Below are 17,397 nucleotides of genomic sequence, written 5' to 3' on the forward strand. Positions count from 1 at the left end.
ACTAATAAAATTATATTAATCCAAGAAAGAATGAACAGACTAATAGGCTGCCTTATTTTATTCTGCCTGATGGGGGTGAATTACACTTTTGCCCAATCTATGACAGTAGAAGGTAATGTGAATGATGAAAATGGACTACCCTTACCCGGAGTAACAATTGTTATAGAGGGAACAAGTCAGGGATCAACAACAAATATTGATGGTTATTATACATTGTCTGTTCCTAGTGGAGAGGCAAAACTTGTATTTTCTTATGTTGGGATGCAGACACTAACAGTGCCAATTAATAACAGAACAGTAGTTAATGTTGTATTACAAGAAAATTTAGAAGAATTGGAATCCGTTATTGTTGTGGCTTATGGTACGTCAACTAAAGAGGCCTATACAGGAGCGGCATCGGTTGTTGATAGTGAAACTATTGAAGATAGGCCGGTAAGTTCGTTTGAAAAGGCGCTTCAAGGGACTACACCAGGTCTTATGGTGTCAAGTAGTTCTGGCCAACCAGGAGCAGGATCTACAGTAAGAATTAGGGGCATTGGATCTTTAAGTGCAGGAAGTGCTCCTTTATTTGTACTTGACGGGGTGCCGATGTCGGGATCTATTTCAGATATCAATCCAAATGATATTGACAGTGTAACAATCTTAAAAGATGCGGCCGCATCATCACTATATGGTTCACGAGCAGCCAATGGTGTTATCCTTATTACTACAAAACAAGGAAAATCCGGGTCCACTTTAATTAGTTTTAGTGCCCAAGCAGGTGTTTCTGATAGAATTTCTAAAGGATACGATTTAATGAATTCAACACAGTTTTACGAACAGTCCTGGATGGGCCTTTATAATGAAGCACTACTAGATGGAAAAACAATTAGCGAAGCGCAGGCTTACGCACAAAATGATGTAGAAGCGATTGTAGGTTACAACCCGTTTGAGGTTGCCAATCCGTTAGATAATAATGGTAAGTTAATACCGGGAACACTGGTGCATACCAATACCGATTGGAGAGACGAAATCTACAAAAATGGCATCATTCAAACATACAATTTAAATGTCTCAGGAGGTTCAGACCTTACTAAAGTGTTTATGTCTTTAGGATATTATACGGACTCAGGGACAACCTTAGCATCTAACTTCTCTCGAGTTACAAACAAAATTAACGTATCACATAAAATAAACAGCTTTTTAGAAGCAGGGATGAATTCTCATTTATCTTATTCAAAAACCAATGCGCCACCAGGTGGGTCTCAAGGCGCTAACCCTGTAAGATCAGCCGAAGTCATTAACGCGGCATCCCCAGTTTATGACGGTGATGGAAATTACGACTGGGATAATAAAGCAGTTTTTGATTTTAATCCAGTAGGTTTAGCGGCCTTAGATAAATATATCTATAAATCTAAAAGAGCAGTAGTAAATACGTATTTAAATGTGGATATTTCTACGGCATTTAAATTCCGCACCACAGCTGGTATTGACACAAGTATAGATGATGGTTTAAATTATTATAATCCAGACCATGGTAATGGCGCTGGGGTTAACGGGCGCAGTGCCGCTTCAAGATCGGATGTTTTAACCTGGAATATTTCAAATATTTTAACCTATTCACGTTCCAATGATAATTCAAATTTTGAAGTGTTGCTTGGGCAAGAAGCACTAGGATCAGATTATTCAGTATTATCAGCAGAAGTAACAGATTTTTCTGTCCCTGGTAAGCCAGATTTAGTATGGGGTGCTAAGCCAGAACAACCTGGAAGTTATACTTCTTCATGGCATATGATCTCTTATTTATCACAGATAAAATATGATTTTGATAATCGATACTATCTCTCCACAAGCGCACGTGTTGATGGAAGTTCCAGATTTGGTAAAAATAATAAATACGGTGTATTTTATTCTGTAGGTGCCGGATGGCAATTATCAAAAGAAAACTGGATGCCAGAATGGTCATGGCTTAAAAAGGCCAAACTAAGGGCTAGTTATGGTACATCTGGTAATAATTCTATTGGTAATTATGCCTCTTTAGGTCTTTATGGAAGTGGCGCCAATTATGGGGGATATCCCGGGTTAACACCTATTCAATTACCGAATGAAGATTTAAGTTGGGAGAAAATACAAAGTTTCAACATTGGCCTTGATTTAAACCTTTTTTCAAAATTTGATGCCTCTTTCGAATTTTATAACCGTAATTCGGATGGATTATTATTCGCAAGACCATTGTCTGCTGGTACCGGTATTGGCTCTATTCTTTCCAACCTTGGAGCCATGAAAAATTCAGGTATAGAAGCTTCTTTCAAATATAATATCATTGATAATGAAAAATTTTATAGTTCAATAGGACTGAATATTTCTACCAATACCAATAAAATTACTCAGTTAACCACAGAAAAAATTGTATCCGGAACTAAATTATTAGAAGAAGGAAGTAGCATCTATCAATTTTATATGCGGGAGTGGGCTGGAGTAAATCCAGATAATGGTATGCCCATGTGGTTTGTAAATGCTGATTCTGATGATAAAGAAGAGAATACAATACCCGTTTCTGCTTTTGACGATCCATTAGGAACAGGAAGACAGGTAACCAGTGATTATACTGATGCTGAAAGAAAGCGACTAGGGAATTCGTTACCTAAAATATTTGGTGGCCTTAATTATGATTTAAGCTATAAAAACCTATCCCTTAATTTTTACCTGTACTATAGTTTAGGGGGCAAAGTTTATAATAGTGATTATGCTGCAAATATGCATGATGGTACGCAAACCGGAAGCAACCTTGCTGTTGATGCCACCAATGCCTGGACACCAAATAACAGATACACCAATGTGCCCAGGTATGTTAAAAACAATACAGATCAATCAGAACAAATGTCTTCCAGATTTATCGAGGATGCGTCTTATTTAAGATTGAAAAATATTAATATATCCTATCAATTTCCAGAAAGCACTTGTAGCTTATTAAGGTTAAATAGTTTAAAGGCCTTTATTTCGGCAGAGAACCTTTTAACATTTACGAAGTTTAAAGGATTCGATCCGGAAGTAGCCATTAATGGAACCACCAATAACAGCATTCCAGGTGTTAAGGTGGTGACCATGGGACTAAAATTAGAGCTATAGAAAAATAAAAATATTTGTAATGAAGACAAAAGTAATAAATCTAATAAAAACTGCTTTTCTAGTGTTGGTTTTAGCAGGATGTAGTCATGACTTTTTAGAGTTAGAACCAACAGATTCTATTTCTGAAGATTTAGTTTTTGATTCTTATGTAACTGCAAATGCAGCATTAATAGGTGCTTATGATCAGTTAAGTAGTTTTAATTTGGAAGGGCTCTATAATCCTATTATGGCGGATATCATGGGAGAAGATGTTATGATTAATTCAGTAAATAACTGGAACTGGTTTATTCCTGTTTACCAAATGCAAGTACTGCCAAATTATGTTTATGTAGATAGTCCGTGGTGGTCCGGAAATAAATTAATTTATGATACAAACAAGATTATTAATAACTCGATTTATATACCAGATGCAACACCACAACAATTAGATAATTTGGTGGGTCAAGCACGTGTGTTACGCGCTTATGTCATGCTAAAATTAGCACAAATTTATAGCCCGGCATATGCCAGAGATCCTGAGGCACCATCCATTCTAATAAATACAGGGTCTGACGATCTGTATTCAGGCTTTGAGCGTGCTAAGCTATACGAGGTTTATTCTCAAATTGAAAGTGATTTATTAGCGGCGACAAGTCAGCTTGAAGAGAATGATGATAAAGGCTTTTTTGATAATCGTGCTGCACATGCCATTTTAGCCCGATTATACTTAGATATGGGTAAATGGGAATTAGCAAGAGATCATGCAAAAATAGCTTCTAAAGACCTGGTTTTAATGGATTTAAATGATATGTTTGCTGGTTTCAATTATAGGAATTCAGAGACTATATATACCATAGCATATACGCAAGAAGACAATAATACCTATCTTTCTTTACCATCCTTTTATTGGCCGGTAAACGGGTATAGCTCGATGCGCGCAAATAATGATTTTGTGAGTAAATTTTCAGTTGCAGATTCTAGAAAGTCTTTCTTTTTAAAACTAGATGAAATAGATCCAGATAGATATCTTATCGTTAAGTTCGCCCATAACAACGCTGTTGGAAATGCTGAAAGAATTTGTATTCGTGCGTCTGAAATGATTTTAATAGAGGCTGAATGTGAAGCTGAATTAGAAAACTATTCTGAAGCTCAAAATGCCTTATACGAAATTCAAAGAAGATCAAATCCTGGAATTTCAAAAAGTACAGCAACTGGTCAAGTTCTAATTGATCAAGTTTTATTAGAAAGAAGAAAGGAATTATTTGGTGAAGGATTTAGATGGCTGGATATTAAAAGAAGACAATTATCATTTATTAGAACGGGTGATCATTGGGTAACGTATTCATTTACAGCACAAGATCCAGATTATTTTAGATTGACATTCCCTATACCACAATCTGAAATTGATGCTAACGATGCATTAGATAATTTAGATCAAAATCCTGGATATTAATAAATTTTAGAAGATGCTGAAAGATAAGGTAGTAACATTTGTAAGAACTAAAGGAATACTGAACAGTATCATACTGCTTCTGGCTATGGCGTTTTTGGTGCATGCCTGTGCGCCCGATGACAAGCCTATTGAGTTAAATCCTAATGGCGGACCTAGTTTTGTTGATATTGAAAATGACGGGTATGTTGTACAATTAAATGCAGTACCAGTTAAGCCACCGCTTGTTGGTACATGGCGGATATACATAGGAGAAAATGGTTATTTTGAAGATATACATGACCCAAATACCAAGTTCTATGGAGAACCTGGTGAGTCTTATACTTTGGGTTGGGAAGTTGGTAATGGTGATGACTATAAGGCCTCAAGTATCACGGTATCATTCAAACCTTTAAATCCTGTGATTATAGCTCCTGAAGCAGATGTTGATACCCTAAAAAATAATGTATCGGCTTATTTAAAAGCCGAAGAACCAAAATTTGGAGCCACAGGTCTATGGGAAATTATTAATGGAAATAATGGAAGAATAGAAAATAGCCAAAATTTTAAGGCGGAATTTATTGGTAAGGAAAAGACCAGTTATAAATTAAGATGGACGCTAAGTTATGGTTCAAAGGCGGTTTATAAAGAAATTGATTTTATAACCGATGTACTTCATGCTTATGCCGGACCAGATCAATTAGATATAAAAAACCAAAAAGAAGTAGTCGATAAATATTTCACCCTAGAGGCCTATTTACCTGCAGGATCTACTGCAGAATGGGAGGTGATCAAAAACGCCTCTTTAGCCACTGTATACACTAAAAATAACCCAAATTCTTTGATAAAGGGAATTGCGGATTCTCTATATACGCTTAAATGGAAGGTTGTTTTAGATGAATATGAATCAGTCGATAGTGTAAATGTTAGGTTTAGGGGTAAATGGGGTATGTGGAAAGATAATAGAGATAATCAAACATATCGATTTACAGCAATAAATGGCTTAGAATGGATGTCTGAAAATTATAATTATGTTGCAGAACCTGGTAATGGCTCCTGGTATTATGGACATGCCTACAGAGGGGTAATTGAAGACGGTTATCCACTAGAAACCAATGAAGATCGTAAAAAGTATGGACGCCTTTATTCGCATGACACCGCTGTAAATTTTGCTCCTGAGGGATGGAGATTGCCAACATCGGAAGAGGTGTATAATTTAATTGTTTCACAAGGTGGAACATTATATGCAAAAGACAAATTAACAACTGGTGGAAAAACCGGGTTTGATCTTGGTTATCCAGGATATTTAGAATTTTCAAGTGGTTCTGACCCTGCTTATCGAAATGTTTTTAGAGGACAAGATAAAACTGCGCAATACTGGACCAATGATTATAACGCATTTAATGATGGGGCAATAGCTATTGCAACTTCTGTGAATAGTGAATCAGTAGACTTAGTAGTTTTGTTTGCGAGTTATTATGCCTTGCCTGTACGCTATGTTAGAGCGATTCAAGATTAGTATTCTAATTGCTGTGATTCAAGAATAAAAAAATGACAAAAATGAAAAAGATTAAAATATATGTGTTTTTTATATTGAGTATTCTGCACTTTGGTGTTTTGAATGCACAAGTTGGAAATATTCCCGAAGATGATATTGTTAAAGGTAAAATAAGAATAAAATTTAAGCAAGAAGCGCTGATTAATGCAAAAGAGATCAAGGTTTCTGAAAGCAAAAATATATCTAAAGAAGTTGGTCTACAAAATATTGATAGAGTTAGTGCTCAAATAGGTATAAATAAAATAAAACGGGTATTTCCTTTCTCACCTAAATTTGAAGCTAAGCATAGAAGATATGGACTTCATTTATGGTATGAAGTCGAGTTTGACAGCACTAAAACGGCGAAGGATGTGATGCGGCAGTATGAAGGTTTGGTTGAAATAGAGATCATCAAACCTGTTTATAAAACAATTAGAATTGACGCTAACAAAAAACCGGTTGTGTTTAAACCTGAACCTGGAAAGCATCCTGAGGTCTTCTATAGTCAGGCTGTATTACAAACTAATGATCCGTATTTAAAAGATCAATGGCATTATGAAAGTGACGGCCGTTTTGGTGAATTTAGTTCTGATATTGATTTGTTTGAAGCTTGGAAAACTGCCACTGGTAGTTCAGATATTATTGTTGCTGTGGTTGATCAAGGAATTGATTTCAACCATGAAGATCTTAAAGCTAATATGTGGGTCAATGAGGCAGAAGTGAATGGTGTAGCAGGTGTGGATGATGATCAAAATGGATATATTGACGATTTTCATGGAACAAATTTTAATATTCCCGGCGCTATTACTATTGGAGACCATGGGACACATGTTGCCGGAACGGTTGGTGCGGTGGGCAACAATGGTTTAGGTGTTGCAGGAGTTGCCGGAGGGAATGGCCTAGGAAATGGCGTGAAATTAATGTCAACGCAGGTGTTTGATTACCGTTCCAATAGTGGTGGTGATTTTGCTGAAGCTATTGTTTACGGCGCGGATAACGGTGCTGTAATTTCTCAAAATTCTTGGGGGTATAACAGACCTGATTATTATGAGCCCGAAGTACTTGATGCCATTCGATATTTTATAAAGGAAGCTGGTCAATACCCTAGTAGTCGCATGAAAGGTGGTATTCTTTTTTTTGCAGCAGGAAACGATGGGATTGATTCAACGCGATATCCGGGTGCGTTTGATGAGGTTATTTCGGTTTCTGCAACAGGGCCAACTGGTTTGCCAGCACCTTATACTAATTTTGGGGACTGGGTAGATATTTCTGCACCAGGGGGTGATATGACAAATTTTGGGGAACAGGGAGGTATTTTAAGTACACTACCCGACAATCAATACGGCTATATGGAAGGAACTTCCATGGCCTGTCCACATGTATCTGGGGTTGCTGCATTAATTATTTCTAAAATTGGAGGAGATAACTTTACGCCAGATGATTTAAGAAGAATCATTCTTAACTCAACAACACCATTCAGATTTCAGCATAATAGTAAATACGGAAAGGGCATTGTAAATGCAGTTAAAGCACTTATTGATGATAACAGAATACCTCCAAATGCAATAACAGATCTAAGAGCTAGTGAAACGTTTCATAATGAAATACGTTTAGCATGGACGGTTCCAGATGATGAAGACGGATTTAGCCCAAGCACTTATTATTTAGCTATCGGAGAAAAACCTATAACAGCAACAAATTTTGAAAATCAAGGCCTTTTCTTAATTGAAAATAACATAGAAACAGGGGGGACCTTTAACCTAAATATTGGAGGTCTGTTAAAAGAAACTAATTATTGGTTTGCCGTTAAGTCATTAGATCAGTTTGACAACGTATCTGATATATCAAATATTCTTGCTGTTACCACCTCTAGCGAACCACATTTTATGGAATCAACTAGAAGTATAGATTTAACTATTGATGTCAATGATAATGCATTGGCCAATACTCCAATAACATTTTCAAATATTTCAGAAGGAATCATTTATTGGGAAAGTTTAATTTCAAATGAGACTTATTTTAAGGGCATTAAAAAAACAGGTAAAACAGTACCAAAAATAATATACAATTCAAAATCAACAAGTTCTGAAACAACCCTGCACGATGGGGATCTTGGTACTCCCTTTGAAGCTATAAGATATTTAAGTGAAGCAGAATTAGCAGGAAGTTCTCTATCTGCCAATGATTATTGGAAAGATGATACAACAGAATATAAAGCTGGTTTATCTTATGAAAATGGAAATCCTCCAGCATTTTTAGCTGGTTCTGGTAATTCTAATGCCGGTTTAATCTTCGGTACCCGATTTGATATTCCATATGATTATTCATTTAATTTAACACATGTGGAAGTAGGATTATTGCCAGAAACAAACCAATATCCTATTACCATTGAAGTAAAAAAGGGCTCTAGAAATGACATGACCAAAGCAGAGACAGTTTATCTTCAAGAATATTATCCTGATACCATTAATGAATTAAAATATTATAGAATTCCAATTTACAAACCTCAAAAATTTAAGGATAACGAAACCTTTTGGGTGGTGCTCCATTTTCCAAAAGAGATGCTAACACCTTTACTTTTGCAAATTGGTAGTAGTGAATATAATGATCGGTTTATTTTATCAAGAGATAATGGCAGAAGCTATGAACAAGCTGTAAATTTAGCATTAAGATCGGTTATCCCAATACTTGGAGTTTACAGTACTGGTGAAAATGGTTCATTTGTATTTCTGACCCCTAATAATGGGGAAATTCAGGAAAAATCAAATCAGAATGTTAATATAACGGTTGATGCCAGTAATTTAAAAAACGGAAATCATTTGGCTTCCATAGGTATTATAACAAACGATATTCATAAACCAGTAGTGAATATCGAGTTGAAGCTAAAGGTAGTAGGGCAGGTTGCCATTGTAGATAATACCGCTTTAAATGAGTATGAGGCATTCACAAATGAAGTGAACGATTTAGAATTGGAAGTTGAAAATACTGGATTAGCAAACTTTGAAGTTTACGGATATACGGTTAAAGATGCAGGAAATTCAGAAGTATTTACAGACACTTTAATTGTAAAACCTTCAAATTTGGAAAAAGTTAGATTTACCTATCTTCCAATTATTGAAGGTGTCATCAATGATAAAATAATACTGCATACAAATATTGGAGATTTGCCGTTTTCGTTGCGTATTATAAGTGAAATAGGACCTTCGATGGCCTTAAGTTTATCATCAAACAATGTTAATGTTAATTATGGTGATAAGAAGGAAGTTGCGTTAACCATTTCTAACGATGCAACAGGTGCCACTTTAAAATATGATCTTAATCATTATAGTATAGTAAACAAAAGCGCTGGGCGGCTAGATAAAAAAATTAATTATACAATCAGTTCGTCTCTAGATTTAGGAGGGCCGGCAGCAAATACATGGGAAGATATTTCAGGATTTGGTATTTCTGTCCCTAGGGAAACTTTAGAAGACAACAAATCACTGGGAATGAAATTTCCATTTTTTAATCAACTTTTAGAATATTTGAATATTGATTTATTAGGAAATGCTCAAATATTTAATTACAGAGCCTTGACACCGCTTATAATACAAGGAGAACCTTTAAATGTAAAAGAACTAACCTATTATACCTTTGGAGATAGAGCCGTTTTTACTTTTTATTGTGACCTTATGAGAACTGGATCTAAAGGCTATGCAACCTATGGAGAAAGTGTTACATATCAGATAGTTTTATTTAAAGATGGCATTGTAGAATATCGTTATAAGGATGTCAATGCTTTAGCTAATGGTAAGGATTATAAAATCTTTATGCAAGGCATTGAAACTTCTGATAGTCTTATTTTTAGAGATTATGGTGATACAGTTCAAATAAACAATGGGTTTGTAGTTAGATTTACTCCAGATCATAGCATTTCTATGATTAGTGAGGCAAGTAAATTAGAAGGTGTTATTTTAGGTGGAAATTCTGACGAGGTTCGTTTAAATATTGATCCTAAAGGGTTTGGTAAAACCTCAGGAATCTATAATGATACTATTGTTGTTTACAACAATACAGGAACAAAATTTAAATCAATTCCTTTAATTATTAATGTTTTAGGTGCGACAAATGTTATCGTTAAAGATTCGCTTAACTTTAACGAGCCTGTATATATCGGACAATCTGAAACAAAGTATTTAAGGATAGAAAATAAAGGAGCCCAGGCTATTAATTTAGTTTCTGCATCTGTGAATTTATCACCGTTTACCATTGATAATTCATTATTTCCCTTAGAGGTAAAAGGTATTTCTAACGTGATGATCCCTGTTAAATTTACCCCTACTGTATCCAATGAATTATTGGGTCAAATTACTGTAGTTTTTCAAGATGGTTCGGTTAATAAGGCAATAGTTACCGCAGAAGGTTTAGATGATTCTGAATATACCCATGATTTAACCTTACCAATTTCAGTAAATGTCGTTGGTGGAGCGAAAACATCAATCCCGTTTAATATTACCAATACAAGTAATACTGTTGATTTAGATTATGTTTTTAAAAATAGTAAATATGCATCTGTTGCTAATGAGGTAATCGGAAAAGCTATTGGAGAAAACAACAAGAAAGTTACTTCTGATTATGGATATAATTGGGCGCTAAGCGATGCTTCAAAAATATTCCACAAATGGGATGTTTTGAATCTAAAAGAGGGAAGATTGGAGTGGACTTCAAATAATTATACATCTATTGAATTGCCGTTTGAGTTCCCCTATTACGGTAAGTATTATAAAACTATTTGGATTTCTTCAAAAGGATATATTTCAGTAATTGAACCAAAAAACGAACCTCTAGATTTTGAATTTAAAGTAGATGATAAATTTTATGGTGTAATTGCTCCTTTATGGTCAAATATAAAACCTAATGATAATGGAGATGGCATTAACTATGAGATAAAAGACAATAAACTGATTGTTCAATGGTACGAGATAAAAGGACAAAATTCAAGTTCAGAATCTGGAACCTTATCATTTCAGGTTGAAATTGATGCAGAAGGTTATATTAAATTTCATTACGGAGACATTGAAACTTGGGGTGGCATAATAAAATATGGTATTAAAAGTCCAGATGGAACCGAGTTCCTTGAAGAGCCAAAGGCAAATATAATGATGTGGGCCAATATTAAAAATAACACCTCTATTATTATTTCACCTCCACAAAGAGGGCATATAGAAGCACAGAAACAAGATGTTTTTAATTTAACGGTTTCAGCTGAAGATATTTACTATCCGGGAACTTATCAAGATACTTTAATGCTCGGAACAAATAGTAGAAATCAAAAAACATTTGAAATTCCGGTTACATTAAATGTAACAGGGACACCTGCATTGGTTGCCACGGACACCATCATTTGGAATAACATTGTTTTTAAGGATAATTTAACTTTACGGAAAGCGATTAGTTTAACAAATAAAGGATACGCGGTTTTAAAATTAGCTACTATTACTTCTGATGGATTGCAGGGTTTAACTTTATATGATGAGGCCGGAAAAAAGATTATACGCAATAGCTCGGGGGCTCTGCTTAGTCAAATAAATATAAATCCATGGGAGACAATCAATGTTTATGCAGAAATATTAGTTTCTGAAAATAAAAACCAAAATGGGAATATATATTTTTCTGGTAATTTCACAAGTGAATCTACTGTTGTTTCGGCTATCATTGTAGATTCTCCAATTTTTAGCTGGGATGCGCAAGATCAAGAATACACTTTAACAAATGTTGAAACAGAAGTTTATACTTTTAATGTAGAAAACAAAAGTGAAACCAATCTGCGTTATACTTTAACACCAGCTACTGTTCCTTATATAGATCCAACACCCGGGCCAGTGTATATTTCTGATAAAATTGGTGAGTACGAGTTTGAAGATAGAATTACCGTAGATTCATTAGCTTTAGATACTAAAAATATTGGAGACGGCGTATTTACACCTTGGGCATCAGGAGCTAATCTCGCATTTTCAAATCGGTTTACAGCACCGGCAGGAGGTTTCAACCTTACCCATATTAAAAGCTATTCATTTTTTGATAAAATAGAAGAATTAGTAACCATTATGATTTATAAAGGCAATGTTGATTTACCTCAGGATGGAGAGAAAATTTATGAACAACAATTTGTCATAAATAAAAGGGTAGATGAAGAATGGATTTATTTTCCTTTAGAAAAACCATTTTTTATTCCAGAGGGCGAAGATTTCTTTATCATCATAACCCACCCTGTCACAAATAAATATTTAGGTTTTGATAATTCCTATGATGAAAATGTTTTAAAGAACTGTTTTAGCGGTGTGTATCAAGGTAACGGCAAGTATTATTGGTATCCTGGATACACGCAAAGTGAATTTATGGTATGGAAAATAAGACCTTTAACAGCATCTGGAAAAAATCAATGGTTAACCCTAGATACAAAAGAAGGCGTTTTACCTGCAGGATCCAGTGTAGCCATAAATGCAAGTATTGATCCAAAAATTGCTGGAAAGGGAACTCATATTGGAAAAATAATTGCGAAGTCGAATGACCTAAATAATTCCAAAGCGGAAGTTAAAATTACCTTAAACGTAAACGGAGCGCCAGAATTTAAGTTTTATCCAAATATTTATAAAGATACTTTAAGTATTGTTGAAACAGAATCTAAAGTTTTCAATTATTTATTTGAAGACGGTGAAGGTGAAGATATGACCATCTCAATGGATGAGACTATTAAAGGGATTGAATATGAACTAACTCAGACAGGAGAGAATACAGCCCAGGTATCTGTTAATACAGATTATGAAAGTGAGGGTTATTATAGAATTCCAATCGCATTAAAAGATGCTGTTGGTAATGTCACAACTGATACTCTTGCAATTAAAGTACTTGAAAAAAACCGGGCACCAGTATTTAATATTAAATATGAGGTCATCACGCTTAATTTGGCTTCAACTAATAAAACATTAACTATTGATCCGTTCGATATGTTTAGTGATCCAGATGGCGATGGCATACAAGTGTTGGCAGGAAATTACAATCCGGAAATTGTTGATATGGCACTTGGTAGCTCTTTTATAAATTTAAATCCTTTAAAAGTAGGAACAGGTCAGCTTGTATTTGGAGCCGATGACGGCAAAGCAGACGGGTTTGTATTGTATTTAGTCTACGTTAATGTAATTAACGATTTAGAGCAAGCAGATGGTGTGCCCGACGGGTTTTTTAAGGATGTTATTTTTGATGACTCAGAGTTACCCGCAATTTTTACACCAAATCCTGTGGTAAATGATTTCGCAAAACTTTATTACAGGTTAGATGTGCCTGCAAATGTGAGTATTAAAATATACAATTCATTTGGTCAATTACAACAAGAAACAAGTAAAACTGCTGTGTCAGCTGGCGAACATGTAGAAAGATTATCTTTTGGAAAAATAGCACCAGGGTTTTATATCTGTGTTTTAAGTGCAGAAGACAAAGCATATAAAAGTTTTAAAATAATAGTAAAATAGCCGTACAAAGAAAAAGGCTAAAGTCATTTAAGCTTTAAGGAAGGTTTAAAGGTTCATGGATAAATATTATTGTAAATAATTGACACACATTACTTAACTGCATATAATTTATGTATTGGGATAATTTAAAAATAGTGAGAAATATGATTAATCGCAATTTGATTTCATCTGATAAACTGAAGGAGGAGGAGTATGAAATTACTAGTGCCCATGCAAAATATTTTGATGGTGAACGCAAAATATCAGGAGAATTGATAATTACAAGTCAGCGCATTGTTTTTTCATCAAAGTCTGGGCAGGGTATATCTCTGGACTTAGATGAAATAGAATTGGTGAAATCTAACAAGCATATTTTTGCTGTGAAGGATAAACTGACAATTGTAGGCAAAAAGAAAGAATACCTCTTTTTTCTTAACTATTCAGAAGATTGGGTATCATTAATAGAGCAATTGTTAAAGCATAAATTTGAGGGCTTGGAACAATGATTTTTTTGTGTAAGCCTCTAATATAAATTAAGTTAATTTTTTTGTACGTTTTTTAAGTATTAGTCAATTAGTAAAAGGCCTTGCGATTTTTTTCGCAGGGCTTTTATTTTATGACTATTGCCAATGTGCTAATGAAACGATAACACAACGGTTATATCTTTGAAATTAATCCAGGGTCATCTAATTTTTGGAGGAATCTAAAAATATCCATTATCTCTTCAAGAAAGTTTCAACTTTGGTTTGTCAGTATCAATGGAACAATCATACTGAAATATTGAAGTTTTAAATTTTAGTTTTCAACAATCTAGTTTGTTAACTGGAGACTTGATTTAAAATAACATTGGTTTAAATTGTATAGACTTCAATCTTATAAAAATAGATATCTAATAATTTCGTATTAAGATTTTATTGGAATGAAAAAGACCCTAAATCAATATCAATCCGTCAAGAAGATATCAAGGAAGAGCCTTTATAAATTGTGTAAAAGGAGTGTTTCTTGTAGAAGCTATTAACAATCTCTGTTTGTTTCACTCTTTTAATTCTTGCAGCTAACTTAATAATAATATTTAGAATAATCGTTAAAAAACAAAAATATTCGATGAAATACATTAAATATTTAAATAATACCATTGCGGACTAGCATCGAAAATCTTTTGTGTTTAAACCAACAACTGCTTTACAAACGTGAAGAAGAGCCATTAATTTAAACTCTAACAATTATGAAGTGATATTTCAACCTGAGATTATTGAAAGGTATTTAATTTTTTTTACAAGAACATTTGCTATTACTCCGTTAAGATCAAATGGCGTTGGCATAAACTTTAAAGCCTGAACTATATACTTTGGATAATTTTAAAAAGAAATATGAAATAAAGGTTAATATTAAAGATAAAAACCAATATTATAACATGTACTTAACAATTGGTTTAGAAGGTTCTGCTTCTTTTAATGTTTCAAGTTATAACAGAGGAAGTATATCTTATAATGGAAAAAACGAATCTATTAAAGAGTAAGGAAAGGAGATTTCAAGATTTTCAAAACATCTTTTTTCTTTATTTATTCTAACGTTTTATTTTTCTTATTGGCTCCAATGGGTAGGTTTAAATCAAGAAAAAAAGAACTGTTATTAGAGCCATTAATACCTTTGTAAACATTAGTCAAACCATAATAATATTTTAAACTTATAGTCATGCCCGATTTTGGCACTAATTTGTATCCTGTACCTAGTGTTAAACCTGCATCCAATCTATTGATCTGATTACTATTAAAATCTTTTATTTTAATTTCTCTATGGTCAATATCAGAATTAAATTCAACCCATGATTTATACATGAGTCCAAACTGCGGACCAAATGTAATATGTATTCTGTTTGGGAAATTATATTTTAAAAAAGCTGGAATTATAAAATATTTTATTTTCTGACTGTAAGCACCATTTTCAGGATACGCTTCAATTCCAATAAAATCAAGATCATTGGATGTTAATTTATTATCACCAAGATTAGCCTTTGCTAATACTCCAGTATAAATATTCCATTGGTTTTTTAATCTGAAATCAAAATAAAAACCAAGGTTAAATGAGGTTAAAGGTCTATTTGCTTCTAATTCAGAAATATTAGAAAAGTTAAAACCACCGACTAACCCAAATTCTAATCCGTCAGAATTTAATTTATCACCAAATAAAAGCGTTAGTAAAATTTGAGATTGCATGGTAAAACCAAAAAGGATAACCACTAATGTTAAGATATATTTTTTCAATTTTTCTTCTTTTTTATTATAAACAGTCAATCTTCAATTCAGAAGCTAATTGAAAAGTGGCTTCCTTAGCTTTTGGAAAATAAATACTTTGTCCCGGGGTTAATAAACTTGCGGCACCCCCCCCCAATTGCAGCAACTCTTCCTGCGCCTCTTCCACCATCAAAGAGTGCCCCTATGCCCACACCAATTGCCGCTTTTTTATGGTTTGTTCGGCTTGATCTTCAGTGGTTCTTGTTTTGTTTCTGTTTTTACCGGTTGTAAATAATTGTCTATAATAAAACCTCCTACCGTTACAATAAAAATACTCGATCTACGACTCTTATTGTCAGATTCTAATACGTCAATCTGTACCAGGGTGCCTGCAGGAATCAAAACTTTTCCTTTTGAAGTAATATCTCTTGCCAGATCTGCAAAAAAATGATCTCCAGATTTAAAATTCTTTGCATAAATATCTTTACTTGTTTTTAATTGTATTATAGTTCCAACTGGCAAGTTTGGTGGCTCCTAAAAGTGTTTTTTCCAAATAATTTCATTTTTAATAGGAGAATGCATATTAATATTGGAAAAGGCAACAAAAGTTAAACAAATCAAAGTGACCGTAGATAAAAATATTTTTAACTTCATAGGTGTTATATATTTAAAAGTAATATTATTTTCTTTTTAACAAATATTGCAAAAAAGAAATAAAAAAAATCTAATGTTTTATTATAAAAATATTTGTAATTATTTTTTAGGTTTAAATGAGAAATGTTGGCCACCAAGCGATGCTTCATACATTAAACCACCAATAGTTTGCGTAAATACAGCAACCCCGTTTTGATAAGCGACATCAATTGAAGCCCCAGAGGTTATGGCAACTGCTGAAGCCTGTGCATCAAACTTTAAATTACCTTTTGTAAAAGTCTCAAAAGCTTTTTTGTTTTCAAAGAAAATAACCTCACTATATTGCTGGCCACCTGCTTGCAGCCCAATAGAAGCCTGTTTCAATTTTGACGATCCTATAACAGTGTTATTTTGATATACAATTCCAGATCCTGCAGCACCTCCAATACCTAAGCCAGCCTTGGTTACTTTAGGAAAAACCACATAACCATAAGCTTTTTCCTTAAAAGATTGTAGCTTAGGTGTTTGTTCTATCATTGTTGTTAAGGCTTGATTGGCTTCTTTTTGTAATTCAGGATTCCAACCACCTACTTGGGCATAAGAAGTACCAAAAAACAATGTCAGAATTATGAGAAGAACTAATGTTTTTTTTAAATTGTTAAGTTTCATTATATCTAAAATTTAATATAGGTTTAAGGATATCTTGGTTTTGATAAAGTTTAAAATTAATATATTCTATTATAAAATAAAATATATTGACATATTATATTTCCCGTATGTTAATTCATTAATTTTTATGGCTGCATCATCGAACTTTTAAATTTAATTAACACTAATCCATTTAACCATATGAAAGCGGTAGTTTTATTTAATAGAACAACTCTTGCGGGTAGTATTTTATTTTTACTGCCCATTAGTATATTGATCATTTTATTCTATAAAGTTTTCATTTTGACTTTTTTAGTTTGATATATCATGAAAGAATTTGAT

At 33.6% G+C, this 17,397-nt stretch carries 10 protein-coding genes; 6 read left to right on the top strand and 4 right to left on the bottom strand.

Features of this window, described 5'->3' with window-relative positions; all coding sequences use genetic code 11:
• Window positions 1–30 precede the first annotated feature (30 nt).
• The 6 genes from V8G56_RS03825 to V8G56_RS03850 all read left to right on the top strand — a co-directional run bounded on the left by V8G56_RS03825 (window position 31) and on the right by V8G56_RS03850 (window position 15,059).
• Window positions 31–3,108, top strand: coding sequence for a SusC/RagA family TonB-linked outer membrane protein (locus V8G56_RS03825; protein ID WP_395437134.1), 3,078 nt, complete (start codon window positions 31–33; stop codon window positions 3,106–3,108).
• 19 nt (window positions 3,109–3,127) lie between these two features.
• Window positions 3,128–4,540 (top strand): RagB/SusD family nutrient uptake outer membrane protein, encoded by a 1,413-nt coding sequence (locus tag V8G56_RS03830; RefSeq protein WP_395437135.1) that lies wholly within the window; start codon window positions 3,128–3,130, stop codon window positions 4,538–4,540.
• A gap of 13 nt (window positions 4,541–4,553) precedes the next feature.
• Entirely contained in the window at window positions 4,554–6,035 is a 1,482-nt protein-coding gene (locus V8G56_RS03835; protein ID WP_395437136.1) for an FISUMP domain-containing protein, read from the top strand.
• Window positions 6,036–6,076: 41 nt separating this feature from the next.
• Window positions 6,077–13,561: a S8 family serine peptidase gene (locus V8G56_RS03840; protein ID WP_395437137.1), complete on the top strand. Its 7,485-nt coding sequence runs from the start codon at window positions 6,077–6,079 to the stop codon at window positions 13,559–13,561.
• A 143-nt stretch (window positions 13,562–13,704) separates the two neighbouring features.
• Window positions 13,705–14,046 carry a hypothetical protein gene (locus V8G56_RS03845; RefSeq protein WP_395437138.1) on the top strand — a complete coding sequence of 114 codons (342 nt, stop codon included), beginning with the start codon at window positions 13,705–13,707 and terminating at the stop codon, window positions 14,044–14,046.
• 842 nt (window positions 14,047–14,888) lie between these two features.
• Entirely contained in the window at window positions 14,889–15,059 is a 171-nt protein-coding gene (locus V8G56_RS03850) for a DUF4251 domain-containing protein (RefSeq protein ID WP_395437139.1), read from the top strand.
• A gap of 43 nt (window positions 15,060–15,102) precedes the next feature.
• On the opposite strand, the gene V8G56_RS03855 is transcribed toward V8G56_RS03850, so the two are convergent.
• The 4 genes from V8G56_RS03855 to V8G56_RS03870 all read right to left on the bottom strand — a co-directional run bounded on the left by V8G56_RS03855 (window position 15,103) and on the right by V8G56_RS03870 (window position 17,076).
• A complete protein-coding gene (locus tag V8G56_RS03855; RefSeq protein ID WP_395437140.1) occupies window positions 15,103–15,804 on the bottom strand; it encodes a porin family protein in 702 nt (233 codons plus the stop codon).
• Between the two features lie 16 nt (window positions 15,805–15,820).
• Window positions 15,821–15,967 carry a hypothetical protein gene (locus V8G56_RS03860; RefSeq protein ID WP_395437141.1) on the bottom strand — a complete coding sequence of 49 codons (147 nt, stop codon included), beginning with the start codon at window positions 15,965–15,967 and terminating at the stop codon, window positions 15,821–15,823.
• Window positions 15,968–16,002: 35 nt separating this feature from the next.
• Window positions 16,003–16,296: a hypothetical protein gene (locus V8G56_RS03865; RefSeq protein ID WP_395437142.1), complete on the bottom strand. Its 294-nt coding sequence runs from the start codon at window positions 16,294–16,296 to the stop codon at window positions 16,003–16,005.
• A gap of 231 nt (window positions 16,297–16,527) precedes the next feature.
• Complete coding sequence (locus V8G56_RS03870; RefSeq protein WP_395437143.1) at window positions 16,528–17,076, bottom strand: lipid-binding SYLF domain-containing protein; 549 nt, start codon at window positions 17,074–17,076, stop codon at window positions 16,528–16,530.
• Window positions 17,077–17,397 lie beyond the last annotated feature (321 nt).

The organism is Gaetbulibacter aquiaggeris (assembly GCF_044003965.1).
In the GTDB taxonomy this organism is placed as follows: Bacteria; Bacteroidota; Bacteroidia; order Flavobacteriales; family Flavobacteriaceae; genus Yeosuana; species Yeosuana aquiaggeris.

Bases quoted from the DNA above. Each gene is read 5' to 3' on its own strand.
- V8G56_RS03870 (WP_395437143.1), bottom strand. From the start codon at position 17,076: ATGAAACTTAACAATTTAAAAAAAACATTAGTTCTTCTCATAATTCTG.
- V8G56_RS03845 (WP_395437138.1), top strand. From the start codon at position 13,705: ATGATTAATCGCAATTTGATTTCATCTGATAAACTGAAGGAGGAGGAG.
- V8G56_RS03835 (WP_395437136.1), top strand. From the start codon at position 4,554: ATGCTGAAAGATAAGGTAGTAACATTTGTAAGAACTAAAGGAATACTG.
- V8G56_RS03840 (WP_395437137.1), top strand. From the start codon at position 6,077: ATGAAAAAGATTAAAATATATGTGTTTTTTATATTGAGTATTCTGCAC.
- V8G56_RS03825 (WP_395437134.1), top strand. From the start codon at position 31: ATGAACAGACTAATAGGCTGCCTTATTTTATTCTGCCTGATGGGGGTG.
- V8G56_RS03830 (WP_395437135.1), top strand. From the start codon at position 3,128: ATGAAGACAAAAGTAATAAATCTAATAAAAACTGCTTTTCTAGTGTTG.